A 23,738-nucleotide genomic window follows, 5' to 3' on the forward strand; every position below is an offset into this window, starting at 1 on the left:
CTCAAATCAGTCCGGCGTCGCGCGCCAGGCGGCTCAGGTTGTTATACCCCAGACGGGCGTAGGTCAGCGGATGGGCAACCGCCGGGTCCTGCTCCGCCTCCACCACCAGCCAGCCGTGATAGTCCTGCGCCTTCAGCAGCCGCATAATCGGCGGGTAATCCACGCAGCCGTCGCCCGGCACCGTAAACACGCCGCTCAGTACCGCATCAAGGAAGCTGGTTTTACGGTTTTTCACGTCCGCCAGCACGTCGGCACGCACGTCTTTGCAGTGAACGTGGTTGATACGCGACGCCCAGCGCTGCGCCACCGCCAGCGGATCGGCCCCGGCAAAGGTCAGGTGACCGGTGTCCAGCAGCAGTCCAACCTCTTCGCCGGTATGGGTCATCAGGTTGTCCACGTCCTCGGCGGACTCAATCACCGTGCCCATATGGTGGTGATAGGCAATCTGCACCCCCTGCTGCTGGGTGTAGCGGGCAAATTCCGTGAGCTTCTCGCCATACTCCTTCCAGCGTGCCTGCGGGAAACGCGGGCGCAGATGCACCGGCGTCTGCTGCTCGCCGTGAATGCAGCCGCTCACTTCCGCAAAGACCAGCACCTTTGCCCCCAGCTCGCGCAGCAGCGTCAGGTGGGACTGCACGGCGGCGATCTCCGCCTCCACGCTGCGCTCCAGGAGTCGGCCGGAGTACCAGCCGGAGACCAGCTGCAGGTCATGGTGCTGCAGGATGGGGCCAAGCAGCCGCGCTTCGCGCGGGAATTTATTGCCCAGTTCGAACCCTGCAAAACCGGCCTCTTTACCTTCGCTCAGGCAGGTCTCCAGCGACGTCTCCGCGCCGAGAGAAGGCAGATCGTCGTTTGTCCACGTCAGCGGGTTAATGCCCAGTTGTACACTCATTGTCGTCTCCATTATGCGTGTCCGCGCTCGCGCCACCAGGCGATAAGCTGCAGGTAGTTGTCCCGGATGCGCGCCACCAGCTGCGCATCGTCAATATCGTGTTTCAGCCACGCGCGGGAGGCATCGCCGAACAGCGTGCGCCCTACGGCGAAGCCTTTAACCAGCGGCTGCCCCGCTGCGGCCCTGAAGTCGGCGCGCAGCTGTTCTGCAGGGGCATCCAGGCCGAGGATCACCACCCCGCGGCAGTGCGGGTCACGGCGTTCGATAATCTCGCTCAGTGCCGTCCAGCCCTCGGCGGAAAGCGGCGGCAGCTTCCACCAGTCCGGGTAAATGCCGAGGTTGTAGAAGCGGGAGATGGCGCGCAGGTAGAGCTCGTCGCTGCGCGGCATGGTCGCAGGCAGGATCACCTCCAGCAGCAGCTCGTGCCCGGACTGACAGCAGGCGTGGTACACCTCGGCGATTTTCTGCTCCTGCTCCAGGCGCAGGCCGTGGGCATCTTCCGGATGGAAAAAGACCAGGCACTTCACCACGTGCTCCTGCGGCCAGCTGATGAGCTGGGTGCCGATGTTGCCGTGCTCCATCTCCAGCGGACGCGAGCCCGGCAGCTCAATGGGGCGACCAATCCACCACCCCTCGCCGGTAATGGCGTTGAGCGCGTCCTGACCAAACGTACCGTCGCACAGCAGGCCCGCTTTGCCTGCCAGCCCGGCGCGGCTCGCCGCCTCGCGGCTGGCCTGCAGGATCAGCTGCTTGAGCGCCGGAATACGTTTGAGCGACGCCCCGCACTGCAGCGCCATATCCTCAAGCTGGCTGCGGTGGTCGAAGGCCATCACGCACAGCTCCGGCCATTCGCGGCGACGGGTAGTGACCCGGTGCAGATGGTTCAGACGCGGGTCGAGATCCGGGCGCGGCACATCCGCAGCGCGAGAGAGATAGTCATCCAGCTCGATTTTGCTCGGCATCGCCGGGGCGCAGCCGTGGCGCGAGACCACCAGCGCGCCGCAGGCGTTGGCATAGCGACACGCCTGCTCCCAGCCCTCGTCGTTCAGGTAGCCGCGCAGCAGGCCGGACATAAACGCATCCCCCGCGCCGAGGACGTTCAGCACCTCCACGCGCACGCCGGTCACCGTCAGGCCGTCGTCCAGCCGGGGCGGAATGGCGTCGGTATACACCGAGCAGCCGAGCGCACCGCGCTTGCAGACCAGCGTTGCGTCACTCACGGCACGCACCTGCCCCAGCGCCTGCAGGGTCTCCGTGCTGCCGCCCGCGATATGGAACTCCTCCTCGGTGCCGACAATGACGTCGAAGAGGTGCAGCACCTCCTGCAGCTCGCGGGTGACCTTATCCGCGGCGATAAAACGCGTTTCACCGTCGCCTAAGGAGGTCAGCCCCCACAGCACCGGACGGTAGTCGATGTCCAGCACCGTGCGCACGCCGTGACGGCGGGCATAGCCCAGCGCCGTCAGCACCGCCTCGCGGGTCTGAGGATGAGAAAGGTGAGTCCCGGTGATGGCAAGACACCGTGCGGAGGCAATGTAGCTTTCGTCCACATCGCTGGCCGTAATGGCCATATCCGCGCAGTTATCGCGATAAAAAATCAGAGGAAAGGTGTCCCGGTCTTTAATGCCGAGTAGCACCAGCGCCGTGAGGCGGTCTTTATCGGTAATCAGATGGCTGGTATCGCAGCCCACCTGGTTAAGCTCTTCCCGCAGGAAGCGGCCCATATGTTCATCGCCGATGCGCGCCAGCATCGACGAGCGCAGGCCCTGGCGCGCGGTGCCGTACGCCACGTTGCCGGACGAGCCGCCGAGGTATTTGGCGAAGCTCGACACATCCTCCAGACGGGCACCAATCTGCTGACTGTAGAGGTCTACCGCCACGCGGCCCATGCATATCACATCAAACTGCTTTTCCACGTTGATACCTCATCAGACAATGTCATTCACGTTCAGCCAGCGGCCTTCACGGTGCGAGAGCGCGATCGCGTCCAGCACGCGCGACACCCTCCAGCCCTCTTCGAAGTCCGGCCACATCGGCGCGTCGGCGGCAATCCCGTCCACCAGGTCGCGCACCTCCACCGTTTTTTGATCGTTAAAGCCAATCCCGTGGCCTGCACCCATGCAGAACGCGGCGTAGTCCGGGTGTGCCGGACCGACGAGCAGGGTGCGAAACCCCTGACGGTTTACCGGATCGTCATGCAGATAGAGCTTCAGCTCCGCCATGCGCTCCTGGGTAAAGCTGATGGCGCCTTTGGTCCCGGTAATGACGTACGACAGCCCCATCTTGCGGCCGCAGGCGACGCGGGAGGTTTCAATCACGCCCTGCGCCCCGCCCGCGAAGCGCACCATCGCGTGGGCCTGGTCCTCGTTTTCGACGGCAATCATGTCTGACGACCCGGCCTTCGCCGGACGTGCCGGGACAACAATCTTCAGGTCACCGCAGACCTGCTCGATCTCCCCGACCAGGTACTGGGCCATGTTGACGATATGCGCCGCCAGGTCACCCAGCGCCCCCAGCCCGGCGGTCTCTTTGAAGCAGTGCCAGTGAATGGGCGAGAGCGGGTCGGCCATATAGTCTTCGTTGTGGGTGCCGTAGAAGTGGATCACTTCGCCAATCTCGCCGCGGGCGATAATCTCCTTCGCCAGCTGCGCCGTCGGGTTCTTCATGTAGTTGAACCCCACCAGCGTTTTCACCCCGGCCCGCTTCGCGGCGTCGACCATCTCGCGCGCGTCGTGGGCGTTCAGCGCCAGCGGCTTCTCCGAGTAGACGTGCTTGCCGTGACGGATCGCCTCCAGCGCCATCTCTTTGTGCAGGTGGTTGGGTGAGCAAATATCCACCACGTCAATCGCCGGGTCGGCCACCAGCGCCCGCCAGTCGCCGGTGGAGCGGTTGAAGCCAAACGCCTGCGCGCGCGCTGCCGCCAGCTCCGGCGTGACTTCCGCTACCATCTCGCGCACCAGCCTGCCCCGCAGGTTGAACACCGTCGGAGCCTGGGCATAGGCGATAGCGTGTGCCTTGCCGATATACCCGGTGCCAATCAATCCAATACGAACCTCTTTCATCGTGATCCTCACAGTGCGCCGCGACGGCTCTTGGCGTAGGTATCAAACGCCACCGCCAGAACGATAATTAACCCGGTGATAATCTGCTGGTAGTAGGCCGAGACGTTCATCAGCACCAGGCCGTTAATCAGAATCCCCATGATGATGGAGCCGATAATGGTGCCGCCGATGCGCCCGTAGCCGCCCATCAGCGAGGTGCCGCCGATCACCACCGAGGCGATGACGCGCAGCTCAAAGGAGATCCCGGCGACCGCCTCGGCGCTTCCCAGACGCGCGCTCAGAATGAAGCCCGCCAGCCCCGCCAGGCAGCCAATCAGCACGTAGACGCTGACCAGCACGCGCTTGACGTTCACCCCCGCCAGGCGCGCCGCCTCCGGGTTACCGCCGATGGCGTAAACGAAGCGGCCCCAGCGGGTTTTGTGCAGTGCCAGATAGCCGCCGAGGGCGACGATGGCGAAGATCCAGATCGGAATGGAGATGCCGAGCAGCTCCCCGCGCCCCCACCAGCGGTAGCCCTGATCGAAACCGGCGATCGGCGCGCCGTCGTTGATCACCAGCGTCAGGCCGCGCCAGATGGTCATCCCGCCGAGGGTGACGATGAACGGCGGCAGGCGCAGGCGGGTCACGCCCAGACCATGCAGGAAGCCAATCGCCGTGCCCATCGCCAGACAAATCCCCAGCCCAATCAGCCAGCTCATGCCGCCCCAGGCGTTCGGGTCGACGGTGGTGAAGTTGTCGCCCTTAATCACGTACGCCGCGGTCATGGCGCACACCGCCAGAATGGAGCCCACGGAGAGGTCAATCCCGGCGGTCAGGATGACGAAGGTCATCCCCACGGCCATGATCCCGTAGATGGAGACTTCGGTCAGGATGTTGAAAATATTGCGTTCAGAGAAAAAATTACTGTTCTGCGACTGGAAGAAGATCAGCAGCAGGATCATGAAAATCAGCACCCCGAAGCGCTCGAAGAAGGCGATGGGATCGATGCGTCCGGCGCGTTTGACCGGGGCCTGCGTTTTAGAAATCATCTGCGTCATGAGAAACTCCGTTATGCCGCGTTCAGGGCGTTGTGGTTGATGGCCATCATCGTCATCAGCCGTTCTTCGTTAGCGTCGTCACCGTGGATCTCGCCGGTCACCCGCCCTTCGCTCAGGGTGATGATCCGGTCTGACACCGCCATCACTTCAGGCAGATCGGAGGAGATCACGATCACCGCCACGCCCTTTTTCGCCATGTCAAACAGCACCTGGTGCACTTCTGATTTGGTCCCCACGTCGATGCCGCGCGTCGGCTCGTCCACGATCAGCACCCGCGGGTTGAGCGCCATGCAGCGCGCGAGGATCACTTTTTGCTGGTTACCGCCGGAGAGCTTGCGCACCTCCTGCGCGCTGTTGACCATTTTGATCTGCAGCGCCTTGCGGTAGGACTCGATCAGATCGTCCTCTTTGCGGGTATTCACGAACCAGCGCCACTGCAGCAGCGAGGAGAGGCAGGAGAGCGACAGGTTGTCGCGAATCGACAACCCCAGCACCGCCCCCTCTTTTTTGCGGTCTTCCGGCACCAGCGCCACGCCCTGGTCAAGGGCATACAGCGGGTCACGCGGCTGGTAGGGCACGCCGTCCAGCTCAAAGCTGCCCGAGGTAAACGCGTCTGCGCCAAAGAGGCAGCGGGCCACCTCGGTGCGCCCGGCGCCCACCAGTCCGGCAATGCCTAAGACCTCCCCGGCGTGGACGTGGAAGCTGATGTCGTGCAGGGCGATGCCGTGCGGATCCAGCGGCGGCTTTTCGCGGCTCAGCCCCTTCACCGCCAGGCGGACGGGTTTGTCCTCATGATGCGTTTCGCTGGCGGGACGGCGATTAAAGGCCACGTCGCGCCCGACCATCAGGCGGATCAGCTGTTCGACGTTGGTCTCCGCCACCGCGCCGGTGCCGGTGAAGCGGCCGTCCTGGAAAACGGTGAAGCGGTCGCAGAGCTGGAAAACCTCGTGCAGGCGGTGGGTAACGTAAATAATGCTCACGCCACGGTTTTTAAGCTCGCGCACCACGCGGTGCAGGCTTTCCACCTCGCTGTCGCTCAGCGCGGCGGACGGTTCGTCCATAATGATTAGCCTGGCGTTGAGGGTCAGCGCCCGGGCGATCTCCACCATCTGCTGCTGGGCCACGCTCAGACGGGCGACCGGGGTGGTCGGCGCAACGTTCAGCTGCAGGTAATCAAGAATGACCTGCGCCTCCTGGTTAACCGCCCTTTCGTCGACGATCAGGTTACGTTTACGCGGCTCGCGCCCGAGAAACATGTTTTCCGCGACGGTCATGTTGGGCAGCAGGTTGAATTCCTGATAGATGGTGATAATGCCCTTGTTCTGCCGTTCCACCGGGGAGTCGTCCACCGGCAGCGTTTCGCCGTTGAACCAGATCTCCCCGCGGGTTTGCGGCTGCGCCCCCGCGAGCGCCTTCAGCAGCGTGGATTTACCCGCCCCGTTTTCCCCCAGCAGAGCGTGGATCTCGCCCGCGCCGACGGTCAGCTGGGCGCTGCTTAACGCCCAGACGCCGGAAAAGCTTTTTGCCAGGTCGGTCACTTTCAGTAAGGGTTGCGACATCGGTCTGCTCCTCCTTTAGAGTGAGCCGCCGCGCCAGCGGCGGCTGCGGATAAATCAGTTACCGGCCTCACCGATACGCTCAGCCTGCTGCAGGTTCTCTTTGGTGATCAGCGTCGGCGGGTAGTCGGCCCCGGTGATGGCCTTCTTCTCGCGCACGTTGGCCACCAGCTGGCTCATCGCCGTCTGCACCGCAAAGCCCGGACGCTGATCCGCCGTCACCGCCAGCCAGCCGTCGCGCACGCGGGCCAGCGCTTCCGGCACCGCGTCAAAGCCGGTGACCAGAATTTCGCCCGGCTTCACGCCCTGGCTCTGCAGGGCTTCGATCGCCCCCAGCGCCATGTCGTCGTTGGCGGAGAGGATCACCTGAGGACGTTTCGGCAGCGAGGGCAGCACGCTTTCCACGATGCGCATCCCTTCAGAACGCATCCAGTTGCCGGTCTGATCGGCGACGATCTTGTACTTATCGCCACCCGCCTTCAGGCTGTCGCGGATCCCTTTGGTGCGTTCGATGTTGGAGGAGGAGCCCGGCTGGCCGGTCAGCAGAATGATTTCCGCCCCGTCGGGGAATTTGGTTTTGACGAAGTCGCCAATCGCCTGGCCGCCCTTGTAGTTGTTGGCGCCAAAGTGCGGCACCTTCTTCTGGCTGTCGACGGAGCGGTCAAGGGTGACCACCGGCAGCTTCGCATCCTGAATTTCATCCACCGCGCTGGAGACCGCGTTCACGTCGTTCGGGGAGACGATAAAGCCCTGCGCCCCGCGGGTGATGGCATTTTCCAGGTCAGCCACCTGCTTCGGTGAACTGCCCTGCCCGTCCAGCACCTGAAGCTTCACGCCCATCTCTTTTGCGGCTTTTACCGCCGTGCGCTGCATGTGAACTTCAAACGGCATGGCCAGGTTTGGCGTACTGAACACAATTTGCTCGTTTTCGGCGAGGGCGGCCCCGGACGTCATGGCGATGAGGGCGGCTACGATCAGTTTTTTCATTATTATGTCTCTCTGTGTAGGGTTGTTGTGTTTAGAGGACGATCTCGCGCTGGCTGCGCAGTGACTCCAGCGCTTTATCCGCAAGGTACAGCGCACGTTCACCATCATCGCCGCTGCAGTCAGGCACCGCTTCGCCGCGCAGGACCGCAACAAAGTGTTCCCATTCCGCGGCGTAAGCGGATTTGTAGCGCTGCAGGAAGAAGTGTTCCGGCAGCGCGCTGGTGCAGCCCTGTTTGCCGTAGTGCTGCACCTGGTTTTCCAGAATATTGCCCGCGCAAAGCAGCCCTTCGGAGCCATGCAGTTCCAGGCGCTGGTCGTAGCCGTAAGAGGAGCGGCGGCTGTTGACGATGGTCGCCATCGCGCCGGAAGCGTATTTCAGGACGATAAACGCGGTATCGATGTCGCCTGCCTCGCCAATCGCCGGATCCACCAGGTTGCTGCCCTGGGCATACACCGACACCGGCTCTTCGCCCATGATGAAGCGCGCCATGTCAAAGTCATGAATGGTCATATCGCGGAACATGCCGCCGGAGACGCGCACGTACTCCGCGGGCGGCGGAGACGGATCGCGGGAGATGATGAGCAGCGATTCCGGCTTGCCGATGCGCCCGGCCTGCGCGTCGGTTTTCACGCGGCGGAACTGCGGGTCAAAGCGGCGGTTAAAGCCGATGAACAGCGGCACGTCGTACTCTTTGACCACCTTCAGGCAGTCGCGCACGCGGGCGAGGTCGAGGTGTACCGGCTTTTCGCAGAAGATGGCCTTGCCGTGGCGGGCGGCCATTTCAATCAGATCCGCGTGGGTATCGGTCGCGGAGGCGATCAGCACGGCGTGAACGTTAGGGTCGGTCATCGCTTCATCCAGACTCTGCTGGCGGGTCTGATACTGCGTGGCGAGGCGGGTGGCAAATTCCTGATTCGGGTCAACCACGGACCAGAGCGTGGTCGCGCCGTGGCTGGCGATGTTAGCTGCATGTACCTGGCCAATTCGGCCAGCGCCCAGTAAAGCAATGTTAAACATAACGGCTCCCGGTGTTGGTGAATGCTGTGAACTAACGACCCTTTAAATAAAACATTTATTTCATTTTTATAAATAGTGAAAATTATGTTTTTGAGTGCGGGTTAACACTTTTGAGATGAATGAGATAAATTTTGTTATCAATCTCACAACACAGGTGAACGTGCGGCAACTCCCCTCACCCCGGCCCTCTCCCTCAGGGAGAGGGAGTAAAAAACCACACCGAGCCGTCCCCTCTCCCTGAGGGAGAGGGTTAGGATGAGGGAAAACAAAAATGAAATGAAAATTTCGTTACTTCGGGAAAACTCAATACTGACGGGCTTTTTTCACCTGCGACTGCGTTTGCTCCGCGGCCTCACGCACGGCAGACGACTCTGCCACCTGCGCATCACCGGTTCGCCACCAGGAGGCGTAGTCGTGGGTCATGGTCTTCGGCAGCACCTTGATGTCCAGCAGCGTCGGGCCAGGATGGGCGCGGGCCGCCTCCAGCGCCGCCAGCAGGCTTTGCTCATCGTTTACCCGCCACGCGCGGCAGCCGTAGCTTTCCGCATTTTGCGCAAAATCGACCTTCACCAGCGGCCCGTCAAGCCGTCCGGTTTCCGGGTTGCGATGGCGGTTTTCCGTGCCAAAGCTGCCCATGCCGTGCCCCATCTGCAGGTTGTTGATGCAGCCAAAGCTGGCGTTATCAAACAGCAGAACGGTGACCTTAATGCCCTCCTGAACGGCGGTTTGCAGCTCGGAGTGGAGCATCATGTAGGAGCCATCCCCCACCATGGCGTATACCGGCTGCTCGGGTCGGGCGAGCTTCGCGCCAATGGCTGCCGCAATCTCGTAGCCCATGCAGGAGTAGCCGTACTCCAGGTGATAGCTGTCCGGCGTTTTGACCTGCCAGAGGCGCTGTAAATCCCCCGGCAGCGAACCGGCCGCGCCCACCACGATGGCGTTATCTTCCACATGCTGGTTGATGAGCCCCAGCACCCGCGTCTGGGTCAGGCGGGTATTGAGCGCCTCGCCGTATTCCGCCAGCTGCGCGTCCAGGTGCCCCGCCACTTCGGGCGCGTCGTCAGGACGCCACTGGCGATCCCACAGGCGACGGCACTCGTCGCGCCAGGCGGATTTCGCCTCAGCGATCGCCTCTCCCCAGCCGCTGCGGTAACCACCAAGCGCGTGGGTCAATGCCTCGAGCCCGGTTTGAGCGTCGGCAATCAGCGCCTTGGCGTCCAGCTTCAGGGCGTCAAACTCGGCCACGTTCAGCAGCAGGAATTCCACGTCCGGATGGGAAAAGAGGGCCTTGGAGCCGGTGGTAAAGTCGGTAAGACGTGTCCCTACGCCAATCACTAAATCAGCCTGCGGCGCGAGCTGGTTGGCCGCCATTCCGCCCGTCACCCCTACGCCACCGAGGTTAAGTGGGTGGTCACTTACCAGCGCCCCCTTTCCGGCCTGGGTTTCGGCAAACGGCAGCTGCAGCGTCTCGACAAATTCGCGAAACGCCTCATGCGCGCCGGAATAGCGTACGCCGCCGCCGCACACCACCAGCGGGCGATGCTTGCGGGCGATCAGCGCCCGCGCCTGCGCCAGACGCTGCGGATCGGGCGGACGACGCTCGATGTGGTGCACGCGACGCGCGAAGAAGCTCAGCGGGTAATCCCACGCTTCCCCCTGCACGTCCTGCGGGAGGCAAATCGTCACCGCACCGGTATCTGCCGGGTCAGTAAGCGTTCGCATCGCGCTGAGCATCGCGCTCATGAGTTGCTCCGGGCGGTTAATGCGGTCCCAGTAGCGGGAGACCGGACGGAAGCAGTCGTTGGTGCTAATGCTGAGGTCGTGATACTGCTCAATCTGCTGCAGCACCGGGTCCGGCTGGCGGCTGGCGTAGATATCGCCCGGAAGCAGCAGCAGCGGGATGCGGTTCGCCGTGGCGGTTGCCGCCGCCGTAACCATATTGGCGGCACCCGGCCCGACGGAGGAGGTGACGGCAAAGATGCGCTGACGGCGGTGCTGTTTGGCGAATCCCGTCGCCATATGGGCAATGCCCTGCTCGTTGCAGCCCTGCATCACCTGCAGATGGCCCGGATCCTGCTCCAGCGCCTGGCCGATACCCAGCACGTTGCCGTGCCCAAAGATCGTCGCCACACCCTCCACGAAGGGCGTTTCGTTGCCGTCAACGCTGACGTACTGTTGATTCAGGAACCGGACCAGCGCCTGGGCCATGGTCATACGTTCGGTTTGCATAAAATCTCCTGTCAGCCCAGCGTCGGCATGGAGAACGCAGCGCCTGTCTCCTGCTGCATTTCCGGCCAGCGCGCGGTGATGGTTTTCATTCGGGTGTAGAAGCGCACGCCGTCATTGCCGTGGACGTTGAGCGCGCCGAAGATGGAACGCTTCCAGCCGCCGAAGCTGTGGAATGCCATCGGCACCGGGATCGGCACGTTGACCCCCACCATGCCCGCCTGCACCTCTTCGCAGAAGCGACGCGCGCAGCCGCCGTCGCGGGTGAAGATTGCCGAGCCATTACCATATTCATGGCGGTTAATCAGGTCCACCGCGCTGGCGTAATCTGCTACGCGCACCACAGAAAGCACCGGACCAAAAATCTCTTCTTTATAGATGGTCATCTCCGGGGTGACGTTATCGAACAGCGTCGGCCCGACGAAGTAGCCCTGCTCGTGGCCCTTCACGCTGAAGCCGCGACCGTCCACGCGAAGCGTCGCCCCCTGCGCTTCCCCGCTGTCAATGTAGCCCAGCACCTTGCTGCGGTGCGCGGAGGAGATGAGCGGCCCCATTTCGTTTTCCGGCGTCTGGTCCAGCCCCGGCCCGACGCGCAGCGCGGCAATCTGTTTTTCCAGCCGGGCGCAGAGGTCATCGGCGGTTTTATCGCCCACCGCCAGCACCACCGAGAGCGCCATGCAGCGCTCGCCCGCCGCGCCGTAGGCCGCGCCCATGATGGCGTTGGTCGCCATCTCCATGTCGGCATCCGGCATTAAAATGCAGTGGTTTTTCGCACCGCCCAGCGCCTGGCAGCGCTTACCGTGGGCGGACGCGGTCTGGTAAATGTATTCGGCAATCGGCGTGGAGCCGACAAAGCTCACCGCCTGCACGCGCGGGTCGGTCAGGAGCACGTCAACGGACTCTTTATCGCCCTGCACCACGTTGAAGACGCCGTCCGGCAAGCCGGCCTCTTTCAGCAGCTGCGCCAGCGCGAGCGCGAGCGAAGGGTCTTTTTCCGACGGCTTCAGCACGAAGGTATTCCCGGTCGCCAGCGCAATCGGGAACATCCACATCGGCACCATCGCCGGGAAGTTAAACGGCGTGATCCCGGCGCAGACGCCGAGCGGCTGCATCAGCGAGTGGCTGTCAACGCCGGTCCCGACGTTGGCCGAGTGTTCGCCCTTTTGCAGATGCGGAATGCCGCAGGCAAACTCCACCACTTCCAGGCCGCGGGTCAGTTCGCCCACCGCGTCGGAGAAAACCTTGCCGTGCTCTTCGCTGATGAGGCGGGCCAGGCGATCCATGTTCTCTTCCAGCAGCGCCTTGAAGCGGAACATGACGCGCGCGCGCTTAAGCGGAGCATGACGCGCCCACGCCGGAAACGCCTGCTGCGCGGCGGCAATCGCCTGCTCCGTTTCCTGTGCCGTACTCATCACCACCTGGCGGATCTGCTCGCCGCTGGCCGGGTTGAAGATCGCCTGAACGCGCTGGCCTGAACCGGTGACACATTCGCCGTGAATAAAATTCGCTACCGTCTCCATCCTTAACCTCTCGCTGTTGATACGTGACTTGACCTGAACACTGTGTACTGAACACTATATATGAAACAAATATTCCATTTTAAGTTGAAATAAAATAAATGATGATTATTGTGATCAAGGATGGATTTTTATGTTAACAGCCAGCACCACTGACGCCGCGTGCGCTATTAAGGGTTCTCGGGCGAGGAAATGACTGAATCTTCTGTTTCATTTTTGCTGCCAGATGGATGGCCGACATTTAAAAGACGCGGTTTTGCGTTTAGAATCATATGACTGTATTTGGGGGATAACATGACGACAGCAACCAGCCTGAACGAACTGCAGCAGCAAATCCGCGATCGCTACGATAGCCTGAGCAAGAGGCTGCAGCAGGTCTCCCGCTACGTGCTGGACAATACCAACAGCGTGGCGTTTGATACGGTTGCCGTTATTGCCGAGCGCGCCGACGTGCCGCCCTCGACGCTGATCCGCTTTGCCAACGCCTTTGACTTCACCGGCTTCAACGAAATGAAACAGCTGTTTCGCATGAACCTGGTGGAGGAGACCGCCAGCTACAGCGACCGCGCCCGACTGTTCCGCGAGATGGAGAGCGAGGCCGTGCCGGAAACGCCGCTCGATATCCTGCAGGAGTTTGCCCGTTCAAACGCGCAGGCGCTGCAGCAGCTGGCCGCCCGCGCCGAGCCGGAGATGCTGGAGCGCGCGGTACAGCTGCTGGCCGACGCCGACACCATCTACATCGCCGGACTGCGTCGATCCTTTAGCGTCGCCGCATACCTTACCTATGCCCTGAGCCATCTGGAGTGCCGCCCTATCCTGCTTGACGGCATGGGCGGGATGCTGCGCGAGCAGATCAGCCGCATTAAGGCGCGCGACATTGTGGTGTCGATCAGCTTCTCGCCGTACGCGGAAGAGACGGTGATGGTCAGCGAAACCGCCGCCAGCGTTGGCGCGCGGCAGATTGTGATTACGGACAGCCAGATCAGCCCGCTGGCGACGTTCAGCGATCTCTGCTTTGTGGTGAAAGAGGCGCAGGTGGATGCGTTTCGGTCTCAGTCGGCGACGCTGTGCCTGGTGCAGTCGCTGGTGGTGGCGCTGGCGTATCGGTTGGGAGAAGGGAAATAAGGAATCGGTCTTAATGCTTTCCCTAATCATAAACGGTTGGATCTATCAGGGATAAAATGTGAAAAAAATTTTATGGGTGAAATTCGGCTGGTCAGAATATTATCGGGGTGGACCGGTTAATGGTAATTTTGGTTGGCTAAATGAAAATAAAAAAGACGAGCGACGGGGTCACGAGGCGTTCAACTTTGAACCTGCACCTGATGGCACTTATTATTGTTATGTTCCGCCACAAGCAAAACATTATGCCCCTTTAAACGAAGACCCGCACGGATGGACAGTTATTTGTCTTGCGAAAAATCCTCGACGCGCCGGGATCCACATTGTTGGATGGTATGAAGATGCAACGTTGCACGGAAAATGGCTTGTTCCGCCTGACAATGAGATAAAAAAAGTGGGGGATATTAACGTATCTTATAGTGACAGGTCATACTGTATTTCAGCCCAGAAAGCCTATTTTATTCCTCCCGACAAACGAAACGCTCCGTTCTCCGATCCCTCCATAAAACAAGGGAAATATTCCTTTCTCGAAGGACCTGGGGTGGAAATCAACGACAATAAGATACGCGTACTTAACTTGCTGAATCAACGGATGGAAAAAATCTCTCCCTTTGCCATCCTTAATCCAAACGATATTAACTCTCCCGACCCTGAACTTAATACAATCGATCCCTTAACGGGATTCGGTACTCCAGAACATAGGAAACGTGTCGAAAAGCGCGCCGAAGATATCGTCATTACACATTACGAGAAAAAAGGTTTTACCTGCAAACGTATGACGCATCTGCCCTGCGGCTATGATTTCTCATTCACGAAAGGTGAAGAGGAGAGACATATTGAAGTTAAAGGCACATCAAGCTCAACCCCGCAATTTTTCCTTACACGGAATGAACATTTGAAGGGAATGCAATCTAATTCAAAATGGCGTCTGGCAATGGTGACTTCTGCCCTTTCTGAATCGCCGAACTTAATTGAATATACTGCCCGCGACCTGAAACGCGTATTTGAGCTTGAACCTTATGTTTATATTGGAAGATTTCTTCCCACAGTAAAGGAATAATGAAACTATTCTTTAGACACAAAAAACCCTCTAAGAAACAGAGGGTTTTTTAGAACGTTAAAAAATTTTAACCGCGTTTATTCCCACTCAATCGTAGCCGGTGGCTTACCGCTGATGTCATACACCACGCGGGAAATGCCGTTCACTTCGTTGATAATGCGGTTAGACACGCGGCCCAGGAAGTCATACGGCAGGTGCGCCCAGTGCGCGGTCATGAAGTCGATGGTTTCCACCGCACGCAGGGAAACAACCCAGTCGTACTTACGGCCATCGCCCATCACGCCGACGGAGCGAACCGGCAGGAACACGGTGAACGCCTGGCTTACCTTGTTGTACAGATCAGCTTTGTGCAGCTCTTCGATGAAGATCGCGTCCGCACGACGCAGCAGGTCGCAGTACTCTTTCTTCACTTCGCCCAGCACGCGCACGCCCAGACCCGGACCCGGGAACGGGTGGCGGTAGAGCATGTCGTACGGCAGACCCAGTTCCAGACCGATCTTACGCACTTCGTCTTTGAACAGCTCGCGCAGCGGTTCAACCAGGCCCATCTTCATCTCTTTCGGCAGGCCGCCCACGTTGTGGTGAGATTTGATGACGTGTGCTTTACCGGTTGCGGAGGCCGCAGACTCGATCACGTCCGGGTAGATGGTACCCTGCGCCAGCCACTTCACGTCGTCCAGCTTCAGCGCTTCTTCGTCGAACACTTCAACGAACACGCGGCCGATGATCTTACGTTTCGCTTCCGGATCGTTCTCGCCTTTCAGCGCGTCCAGGAAGCGCTGCTCGCCTTCCACGTGAACGATGTTCAGACCGAAGTGGTCGCCGAACATGTCCATAACCTGCTTGGCTTCGTTGAGACGCAGCAGACCGTTGTCCACGAAGACGCAGGTCAGGTTTTTGCCGATGGCGCGGTGCAGCAGCATCGCGGTCACGGACGAGTCCACGCCGCCGGAGAGGCCGAGGATCACTTTGTCATCGCCAACCTGCTGACGGATACGCTCAACGGCGTCGTCGATGATTTTTGCCGGGGTCCACAGGGCTTCACACTGGCAGATGTCGCGCACGAAGCGCTCCAGCATGCGCATACCCTGACGGGTGTGGGTCACTTCCGGGTGGAACTGCACGCCGTAGAAGCGTTTTTCTTCGTTCGCCATGATGGCAAACGGGCAGCTTTCGGTGCTGGCAACGGTCACGAAGTCAGACGGGATGGCGGTAACTTTGTCGCCGTGGCTCATCCACACGTCCAGCAGCGGTTTGCCGTCTGCGGTCAGGGAGTCTTCGATACCGCGCACCAGCGCGCTGTCGTTAACCACTTCAACCTGCGCATAGCCGAACTCGCGCTCGCTGGAGCCTTCTACGTGGCCGCCCAGCTGCATTGCCATGGTCTGCATACCGTAGCAAACGCCGAATACCGGCACGCCAGCTTCGAATACGTACTGCGGCGCGCGCGGGCTGTTTTCTTCGGTGGTGCTTTCCGGGCCGCCGGACAGGATGATGCCGCTTGGATTGAATTCGCGAATCTGTGCTTCCGTGACATCCCACGCCCACAGTTCACAGTAAACGCCCAGTTCACGCACGCGACGCGCCACCAGCTGAGTGTACTGAGAACCAAAGTCCAGGATGAGAATGCGATGTTTATGAATGTTTTCCGTCATTGACGCTAATTCCGAGGCAAGTGAAACAAAAACAGAGCGCCCGGCAGAAGCCGGGCGCGGAAATTAATCAGGAGCCCAGACGGTAGTTCGGGGACTCTTTGGTGATCGTCACGTCGTGAACGTGGCTCTCCTGGATACCCGCACCGCTGATGCGTACGAATTCCGCTTTAGTACGCAGCAGGTCAATGGTACCACAGCCGGTCAGACCCATACAGGAGCGCAGGCCGCCCATCTGCTGGTGGATGATCTCTTTCAGACGGCCTTTATAGGCAACGCGACCTTCGATACCTTCCGGCACCAGTTTGTCAGCAGCATTGTCGGTCTGGAAGTAACGATCAGAGGAACCTTTGGACATCGCGCCCAGGGAGCCCATGCCGCGGTAGGATTTGTAAGAACGGCCCTGGTAGAGTTCGATTTCACCCGGGGATTCTTCGGTACCGGCCAGCATAGAGCCCACCATCACCGCCGCTGCGCCCGCAGCGATCGCTTTCGCGATGTCGCCAGAGAAGCGGATACCGCCGTCAGCGATGACCGGAATACCGGTGCCTTCCAGCGCTTCAACCGCGTCAGACACCGCGGTGATCTGCGGAACACCCACGCCGGTCACGATGCGCGTGGTACAGATAGAGCCAGGACCGATACCCACTTTCACCGCGCTGCAGCCAGCGTCAGCCAGCGCGCGAGCGCCTGCGCCCGTTGCCACGTTACCGCCGATGATCTGCAGATCAGGGTATTTGGCACGGGTGTCGCGAATACGCTGCAGAACGCCTTCGGAGTGGCCGTGAGAGGAGTCAATCAGAAGGACGTCAACGCCCGCAGCAACCAGCGCGTCAACGCGCTCTTCGTTACCGGCACCTGCGCCAACCGCAGCACCAACACGCAGACGGCCATGCTCGTCTTTACAGGCGTTCGGTTTACGTTCTGCTTTCTGGAAATCTTTAACGGTGATCATGCCGCGCAGGTGGAAGTTGCTGTCAACAACCAGCGCTTTTTCAACGCGTTTTTCGTGCATTTTTGCCAGCACTACGTCGCGGGTTTCACCTTCGCGAACGGTGACCAGACGCTCTTTTGGCGTCATGTACACGCTGACAGGCTGGTTCAGATCAGTCACGAAACGCACATCACGACCGGTAATAATACCGACCAGCTCGTTCTCTTCGGTCACCACCGGGTAACCGGCGAAGCCGTTACGCTCGGTCAGGGCTTTCACTTCGTGCAGGGTGGTGGTTGGCAGAACGGTCTGTGGGTCGGACACGATGCCGGATTCATGTTTCTTCACGCGGCGAACTTCTTCCGCCTGACGTTCGATAGACATGTTTTTGTGAATAAAGCCAATGCCACCTTCCTGTGCCAGGGCAATAGCCAGGCGCGCTTCAGTCACGGTGTCCATTGCCGCAGAGAGCATAGGAATGTTCAGGCGAATGGTTTTCGTCAACTGGGTGCTGAGATCGGCAGTATTCGGCAGAACAGTGGAGTGAGCGGGAACGAGGAGGACGTCGTCAAACGTCAGTGCTTCTTTAGCGATACGTAGCATGGGCAATATCTCTGACCTGGGTGGTTAAATATTGCCGTGGCATTATACAGAGCGTAACCGATTGCATCTACACTTTTTTATAAAAAAGCTTGCGATTGCCTCTCAGCAGGTTACTATCGACTGAATAACTTGCTGATTTAGAATTTGATCCCGCTCACATGTTATCCTCTCAATCCCCCTCAATTTATACCGTCAGCCGCCTGAATCAGACGGTGCGTTTGCTGCTTGAGCAGGAAATGGGGCAGGTCTGGATCAGCGGTGAGATCTCTAACTTCACGCAGCCCTCCTCCGGCCACTGGTACTTTACGCTAAAAGACGATACCGCCCAGGTGCGCTGTGCGATGTTCCGCAACAGCAACCGCCGCGTGACGTTCCGTCCACAGCACGGCCAGCAGGTTCTGGTGCGCGCCAATATCACCCTCTATGAGCCGCGCGGTGATTATCAGATTATCGTCGAGAGCATGCAGCCTGCGGGCGAAGGTCTGCTGCAGCAGAAGTACGAACAGTTAAAGGCTAAGCTCTCGGAAGAGGGACTTTTCGACCAGCAGTTCAAAAAGCCGCTGCCCTCGCCTGCCCACTGCGTGGGGGTCATCACCTCGAAAACCGGTGCGGCACTGCACGATATTTTGCACGTTCTGAAGCGTCGCGACCCTTCCCTGCCCGTCATTATCTACCCGACCGCCGTGCAGGGTGACGATGCGCCGGGGCAGATTGTGCGCGCCATAGCGCTGGCGAACGCGCGTCAGGAGTGCGACGTCTTAATCGTCGGACGCGGCGGCGGCTCGCTGGAAGACTTGTGGAGCTTTAACGACGAGCGCGTGGCGCGGGCAATCTTTGCCAGCCTTATCCCCGTGGTGAGCGCCGTCGGCCACGAAACGGACGTGACGATCGCCGATTTTGTCGCGGATCTCCGCGCGCCGACGCCGTCCGCGGCGGCGGAAGTGGTCAGCCGCAACCAGCTGGAGCTGCTGCGTCAGATCCAAAGCGGCCAGCAGCGTCTGGAGATGGCGATGGACTACTACCTCGCCAACCGGACCCGGCGCTTTACCCAGCTTCATCACCGTCTACAGCAGCAGCACCCGCAGCTGCGCCTGGCGCGTCAGCAGACCGTGCTGGAGCGCCTGCGCCAGCGCATGAACGTGGCGGTGGACATGCAGATCAAGCGCGCGGTGTCGCGCCAGCAGCGCGTGACGCAGCGTCTGAACCAGCAGAATCCGCAGCCGAAAATTTATCGTGCGCAAACGCGGATTCAGCAGCTTGAGTACCGTCTGGCGGAAACTCTCCGCGCGCGACTGAGCACGACCCGGGAACGCTTTGGCAATGCGGTGACCCACCTTGAAGCGGTCAGCCCCCTCTCCACGCTGGCGCGCGGCTATAGCGTGACGACGGCAACGGACGGCAAGGTGCTGAAGCAAACTAAACAGGTGAATACCGGCGATGTGCTGACGACGCGTCTGTCAGACGGCTGGGTAGAAAGCGAAGTGAAATCAATTAAACCGGTGAAAAAGACGCGTCAGCGTAAAACCGGATAATTCTTCGCCGGTTACTTACTATACTGCTGCTATTCCCTTTTTTAATAAGGAGAGCAGCATGCCCCATCTTCATAGCGTTATTCCCCCGTATATTCTTCGTCGTATTATCGAAAGCGGTTCCGAACCGCAGCAGCGCTGTGCCCGCCAGACCTTAACCCACGTCCAGACGCTGATGGCCCATATGCCGGGCAAACCCGCCGCGCCGCACGTGAATAAAGCTGGACAGCTGGAGCGGGATATCTACGACGCGAAGCAGACCCAGGAGCTACCTGGCACGCAGGTGCGTTATGAAGGTCAGCCGTCGAACGGCGATGTGGCGGTAGACGAAGCGTACGAGTATTTGGGTATTACCCATGATTTCTTCTGGAAGGAATATCAGCGCGATTCGCTCGATAACAAAGGGCTTATTTTAACCGGCACCGTTCACTACGGTCGGGAATATCAGAACGCCTTCTGGAACGGTCAGCAGATGGTATTTGGCGACGGCGACGGGGAAATATTTAACCGCTTTACCATCGCCATAGACGTCGTGGCGCATGAGCTGAGCCACGGCGTGACCGAGACCGAAGCCGGGCTTATCTACTTTGAGCAGTCCGGCGCGCTGAACGAGTCGCTGTCGGACGTGTTTGGCTCGCTGGTGAAACAGTACCATCTGAAGCAAACCGCCGATAAAGCAGACTGGCTGATTGGTGAAGGGCTGCTGGCAAAAGGCATCAACGGCAAAGGGCTGCGCTCGATGTCTGAACCGGGCACCGCCTACAACGATCCGCTGCTCGGCAAAGACCCGCAGCCTGCACACATGAAGGATTTCATCAAAACGCGTGAGGATAACGGCGGCGTGCACTTGAACTCCGGCATCCCCAACCGGGCATTTTATCTGGCCGCGACGGCGATTGGCGGCTATGCCTGGGAAAAAGCGGGTTATGCCTGGTACGACACGGTTTGCGATCGCAATCTGGCGCAGGATGCGGATTTTGAGGCCTTCGCAAAACTGACGGTAGCACACGGAGAAAAACGCTCCGGCGGTGACGTTGGGGCGGCCATAAAACAAGCCTGGGAACAGGTGGGAGTGTTGTAAATGCAGGTTCCGGAACTGACGGATGACGCCGTGGTTGAGCTGGCCCGGGAAGGCGGCGTCGCTTATATTCCCAAGCTGAGCGGCCAGCGCACCATCGCGCTCTCCTCGCTCAATGAGGCCCAGCGCCAGCGCCTGGTCAGCATCCTGGAGCAGGCCTTTCCGCGCGGTCAGCCGCCGGGACAGGCCTCGTCACCCGGCAGCGGCGACCAGCGCTATTTCCGCATCCAGATTATCTGGACCGGGCAAAATCAGGCGCACTACGCCGATATCATCGTGCTGGTGCCGGAGCAGGAAGCGCCCGAGTCGCTGGTCGAGCTGTGGAAGAAAGGCGAAGGCTGTGTGTGCGATTAACCTTCGGCCCGAACAAACTCCACGCGTTTTTTGGAGATAAGGCCGTGGCCGTTCTGGCAGAAATAATCCACTGCCCCGCAGGCTTTTAAGACCTGGAGTGGCTGATGGCACTCCGGGCAGCGGGCTTCAAGCGCAATATCTTTATTACAGCTCTCGCAGTGTGCCACCCCGTTCAGGGGCTCAAGCGGTGCCTGGCAATCCGGGCAGGTAATCGTCATGGTGACTCCTTAAAAGCATTCTGGTCTGCGATCATTTTACCACGTCGCGTTCAGTGCGGGCCACGCAGCTGTTGCTGCAAGGTCAGCAGCAGCTCAACTTCCTCGATTCGGCGACGCGTCGTGCGGCTCATCTCGTGCGGATCCCGTTCAAAAAGACTGTTGGTGCCCAGAATGTGCCCGGCAAGACAGTGCTCGTAGAGTGTCCCGGGAATATGCCAGCGCTGAATATCCTTACCCTCACTCAGCTCAAGCACATCCTCCGCGCCGCGCCGGTCGTAGCTAATGATGCGCCCGTCGCGCAAACAGAGCCGTAATCCTTTTTGCCCGCCCGCGGGTCCCGCGTATTTGTTCAGCCAGATATCCACCGGCACGCCGCTGATGCGGCCCTGAAGATGCGCCTCGCCCTCCGCCGTGGACAGGTCGCCTTTTGCGATAGCGCGGCCCAGGCGGTCTTTAGCCGTGACGACCTGCAGGGTCATATCATCACTTCCGCCCAGATAACGCACCGTTTCGCGCAGCATCGCCAGCACGTGCGTACCGATATCCAGAATCACGCCGTCCGGGTGGCGAAGCGTACGCGCGTCCGGCTCGCCGGTGGCAAAGTTAAGCGCGATGGGTTCCCCTGCGGCGTTAACTCCGCTCGGCTCCTGCAAAAAGCCGTCGATTTTAACGATGTCAGAGACGCTGCCAACCAGCGACCGCTTTACCGTTTCGATGCGCGCCATCCAGTGATCGAGCGCCAGCACGCGGGAAGCAGCGTCGGGGTTTGCCAGCAGCGCGTTGAGCTTTTCGATTTGGGGAAGCGTGGCGACGATTGGTTTTTCAATCACAATCCGCGGAACGGCCGAGGCTATGGCCTGTTCCAGCACCTCGAGGTGGTGCAGCGATGCGGTGGTAATAAAGAGAGTATCAAGCGGTACGCCGAGAAGTTCCGTAAGCGAAGCGCAGCGCGTGACGCCTTCAGGCTGCCTGGTGGGGAGAACATCAAATCCAAAACAATGAACCGTGTGACCAAAAAGGCGACGTAACGCGGGCAGATACGCGGTTTCCACGACCGCACCAAGACCGACAAATCCTAACTGCATAGTTTCACCTCAGGGAATCGATGCCGGGGCATAACGCCGCCCCGGCAAGCCCGAGGTTTATGAGGCGTTAGCAGCCGGTTTAGTCTGCGCATTTTCCAGCATGCGACGTACCGGAACAATGAGGACGATCAGTACCGCGGCACAAATCAGCAGCGCGACGGAGCAGCGCGCAAAGAGATCCGGCAGCATATCCAGCTGGTCGGCCTTCACGTGGCCGCCAATCAGACCCGCCGCCAGGTTACCCAGCGCGCTCGCACAGAACCACAGTCCCATCATCTGGCCGCGCATTCTCTCCGGCGCCAGCAGCGTCATGGTCGCCAGGCCAATCGGGCTGAGACACAGCTCGCCGAGCGTCAGCATCAGGATACTGCCCACCAGCCAGAACGGCGATACGCCCGCCCCACCGCTGCTCAGCACGTTCTGTGCCGCCAGCATCATCAGGCCAAAGCCCGCTGCGGCACACAGGATACCGATAACAAACTTGGTGATGCTGCTCGGACGAATGTTCATGCTCGCCAGCTTCGGCCACGCCCAGCTGAACACCGGTGCCAGCAGGATGATGAACAGGGCGTTGATTGACTGGAACCACACCGCCGGGATTTCGAAATCGCCGATCATGCGGTTAGTGTAGTCGTTGGCAAACAGGTTGAACGAGGTTGGCTTCTGCTCGAACGCGGACCAGAAGAACGCCGCGGAGATCAGCAGAATAAAGCAGACCAGCAGTCTGGCGCGCTCTTTACGGTTCAATCCTGCAAAAACAAACAGATAAATAAAGTAGAGGGCAACGGATGCCGCAATCACGTAGACCAGCACGCTGGCTACCGCGACCGGGTTAATCACAATCACACCCTGCGTAATCAGCGTCACGATCGTTGCCACGCCTGCCGCCAGCGCCAGCAGCCAGGCGCCCACGCCGTTACGCTTCACCACCGGGCTGTTCCAGGTGGAGTCGAGGCCGACTTCGCCGTCATAGCGTTTCATTGCCGGAACGGCAAACACGCGGAAGATAATCAGCGCCACCAGCATCCCGATACCGCCAATGCCAAAGCCCCAGTGCCAGCCGTGGGTTTTAATCAGCCAGCCGGAAATCAGCGGCGCGATGAACGAGCCCATGTTGATACCCATATAGAACAGCGAGAAACCGCCGTCACGGCGCGCGTCGCCTTTTTTATACAGGGTACCGACCATTACCGAGATACAGGTCTTAAACAACCCGGAGCCGAGCACGATGAACATCAGGCCGATAAAGAACAGGTTATTGCCCATGATGGCCGAGAGCGCAATCGACAGGTGACCGAGCGCAATCAGGATCGAACCGTACCAGACGGCTCTCTGCTGGCCGAGCCAGTTATCCGCCAGCCAGCCGCCCGGCAGCGCGGCCAGGTACATGGTACCGGCAAAGATACCGACAATCGCCGAGGCGTTTTCACGCGCCAGGCCCATCCCGCCGTCATAGACGGTGGCAGCCATAAACAGGATCAGTAACGGACGAATGCCGTAAAACGAGAAACGCTCCCACATCTCGGTGAAGAACAGGGAACCAAGCGGATACGGATGGCCGAAGAACGTTCGGCTTTCTTTTTGATTAACAGAGGATTGCATAATTCTCCCGAAAGGTATGTCGTCGTGCTTGTAAACACCAGCAGGTACGCCGGCCAGTTACGTATCTGGCCGATTTTTTACATGCGGCGAAAAGTTGGTTAACCATTTGATAACCAGGCGCTAGTTTTGTCTAGTACCGGACCCTGGACTTTAAGATGAAAATTCGACGATTGTCTACTTTCTTAGATTTAAACTTGGTTAAAAGT

19 protein-coding genes are annotated in these 23,738 nt (G+C 59.8%); 5 read left to right on the forward strand and 14 right to left on the reverse strand.

The features are described from left to right. Position 1 precedes the first annotated feature (1 nt). The 9 genes from iolE to FHC52_RS10335 form a co-directional block, all read right to left on the reverse strand. Positions 2–892: a myo-inosose-2 dehydratase gene (gene iolE, locus FHC52_RS10295; RefSeq protein ID WP_128299518.1), complete on the reverse strand. Its 891-nt coding sequence runs from the start codon at positions 890–892 to the stop codon at positions 2–4. 11 nt (positions 893–903) lie between these two features. Continuing rightward, on the reverse strand, positions 904–2,808 hold the full coding sequence (iolC, locus tag FHC52_RS10300; RefSeq protein ID WP_032652968.1) for a 5-dehydro-2-deoxygluconokinase: 1,905 nt from the start codon (positions 2,806–2,808) through the stop codon (positions 904–906). A 12-nt stretch (positions 2,809–2,820) separates the two neighbouring features. Then, complete coding sequence (locus tag FHC52_RS10305; RefSeq protein ID WP_032652970.1) at positions 2,821–3,954, reverse strand: Gfo/Idh/MocA family protein; 1,134 nt, start codon at positions 3,952–3,954, stop codon at positions 2,821–2,823. Positions 3,955–3,962: 8 nt separating this feature from the next. Next, a complete protein-coding gene (locus FHC52_RS10310) occupies positions 3,963–4,991 on the reverse strand; it encodes an ABC transporter permease (protein WP_008502116.1) in 1,029 nt (342 codons plus the stop codon). An 11-nt stretch (positions 4,992–5,002) separates the two neighbouring features. Then, a complete protein-coding gene (locus FHC52_RS10315) occupies positions 5,003–6,550 on the reverse strand; it encodes a sugar ABC transporter ATP-binding protein (RefSeq protein ID WP_008502117.1) in 1,548 nt (515 codons plus the stop codon). A 54-nt stretch (positions 6,551–6,604) separates the two neighbouring features. Then, a complete protein-coding gene (locus FHC52_RS10320) occupies positions 6,605–7,534 on the reverse strand; it encodes a sugar ABC transporter substrate-binding protein (RefSeq protein ID WP_008502118.1) in 930 nt (309 codons plus the stop codon). Between the two features lie 31 nt (positions 7,535–7,565). Beyond that, the gene (gene iolG / locus FHC52_RS10325; protein WP_126289295.1) at positions 7,566–8,552 is read right to left on the reverse strand and encodes an inositol 2-dehydrogenase; all 987 of its coding nucleotides are present in this window, start codon (positions 8,550–8,552) and stop codon (positions 7,566–7,568) included. A gap of 303 nt (positions 8,553–8,855) precedes the next feature. Further along, complete coding sequence (gene iolD / locus FHC52_RS10330) at positions 8,856–10,781, reverse strand: 3D-(3,5/4)-trihydroxycyclohexane-1,2-dione acylhydrolase (decyclizing) (RefSeq protein ID WP_126289297.1); 1,926 nt, start codon at positions 10,779–10,781, stop codon at positions 8,856–8,858. Between the two features lie 11 nt (positions 10,782–10,792). Next, positions 10,793–12,298, reverse strand: a complete 1,506-nt coding sequence (locus tag FHC52_RS10335; RefSeq protein ID WP_220420063.1) for a CoA-acylating methylmalonate-semialdehyde dehydrogenase — start codon at positions 12,296–12,298, stop codon at positions 10,793–10,795. 291 nt (positions 12,299–12,589) lie between these two features. Here FHC52_RS10335 and FHC52_RS10340 point away from each other — a divergent pair, with 291 nt between their 5' ends. Next, a complete protein-coding gene (locus tag FHC52_RS10340; RefSeq protein WP_008502123.1) occupies positions 12,590–13,420 on the forward strand; it encodes a MurR/RpiR family transcriptional regulator in 831 nt (276 codons plus the stop codon). A 58-nt stretch (positions 13,421–13,478) separates the two neighbouring features. After that, complete coding sequence (locus FHC52_RS22930) at positions 13,479–14,477, forward strand: DUF3883 domain-containing protein (RefSeq protein WP_220420064.1); 999 nt, start codon at positions 13,479–13,481, stop codon at positions 14,475–14,477. 77 nt (positions 14,478–14,554) lie between these two features. On the opposite strand, the gene guaA is transcribed toward FHC52_RS22930, so the two are convergent. Both guaA and guaB read right to left on the reverse strand, forming a co-directional pair. Next, positions 14,555–16,132 (reverse strand): glutamine-hydrolyzing GMP synthase, encoded by a 1,578-nt coding sequence (gene guaA, locus FHC52_RS10350; RefSeq protein ID WP_025912810.1) that lies wholly within the window; start codon positions 16,130–16,132, stop codon positions 14,555–14,557. Between the two features lie 67 nt (positions 16,133–16,199). Further along, positions 16,200–17,666, reverse strand: coding sequence for an IMP dehydrogenase (gene guaB, locus FHC52_RS10355; RefSeq protein WP_008502128.1), 1,467 nt, complete (start codon positions 17,664–17,666; stop codon positions 16,200–16,202). Between the two features lie 158 nt (positions 17,667–17,824). Between guaB and xseA the strand changes: the two genes are divergently transcribed. From xseA to FHC52_RS10370, 3 genes are read left to right on the forward strand one after another with little or no spacing between them, the layout of a single operon-like run. Beyond that, complete coding sequence (gene xseA, locus FHC52_RS10360; protein ID WP_023344675.1) at positions 17,825–19,198, forward strand: exodeoxyribonuclease VII large subunit; 1,374 nt, start codon at positions 17,825–17,827, stop codon at positions 19,196–19,198. A gap of 58 nt (positions 19,199–19,256) precedes the next feature. Further along, positions 19,257–20,276, forward strand: coding sequence for a M4 family metallopeptidase (locus FHC52_RS10365; protein ID WP_025912812.1), 1,020 nt, complete (start codon positions 19,257–19,259; stop codon positions 20,274–20,276). Further along, positions 20,277–20,627 (forward strand): protealysin inhibitor emfourin, encoded by a 351-nt coding sequence (locus FHC52_RS10370; protein ID WP_021241848.1) that lies wholly within the window; start codon positions 20,277–20,279, stop codon positions 20,625–20,627. On the opposite strand, the gene FHC52_RS10375 is transcribed toward FHC52_RS10370, so the two are convergent. Genes FHC52_RS10375 through FHC52_RS10385 form a run of 3 tightly spaced genes read right to left on the reverse strand, consistent with a single transcriptional unit; the run spans position 20,624 to position 23,532 of the window. Continuing rightward, the gene (locus FHC52_RS10375) at positions 20,624–20,845 is read right to left on the reverse strand and encodes a zinc ribbon domain-containing protein (protein WP_023294288.1); all 222 of its coding nucleotides are present in this window, start codon (positions 20,843–20,845) and stop codon (positions 20,624–20,626) included. The genes FHC52_RS10370 and FHC52_RS10375 overlap by 4 nt on opposite strands. Before the next feature lie 50 nt (positions 20,846–20,895). Continuing rightward, positions 20,896–21,930 carry an oxidoreductase gene (locus FHC52_RS10380; protein ID WP_126289303.1) on the reverse strand — a complete coding sequence of 345 codons (1,035 nt, stop codon included), beginning with the start codon at positions 21,928–21,930 and terminating at the stop codon, positions 20,896–20,898. Positions 21,931–21,987: 57 nt separating this feature from the next. Continuing rightward, a complete protein-coding gene (locus FHC52_RS10385) occupies positions 21,988–23,532 on the reverse strand; it encodes a peptide MFS transporter (RefSeq protein ID WP_021241851.1) in 1,545 nt (514 codons plus the stop codon). Positions 23,533–23,738 lie beyond the last annotated feature (206 nt).

This window comes from Enterobacter sp. EC_64, assembly GCF_019584165.1.
GTDB lineage: Bacteria > Pseudomonadota > Gammaproteobacteria > Enterobacterales > Enterobacteriaceae > Enterobacter > Enterobacter roggenkampii.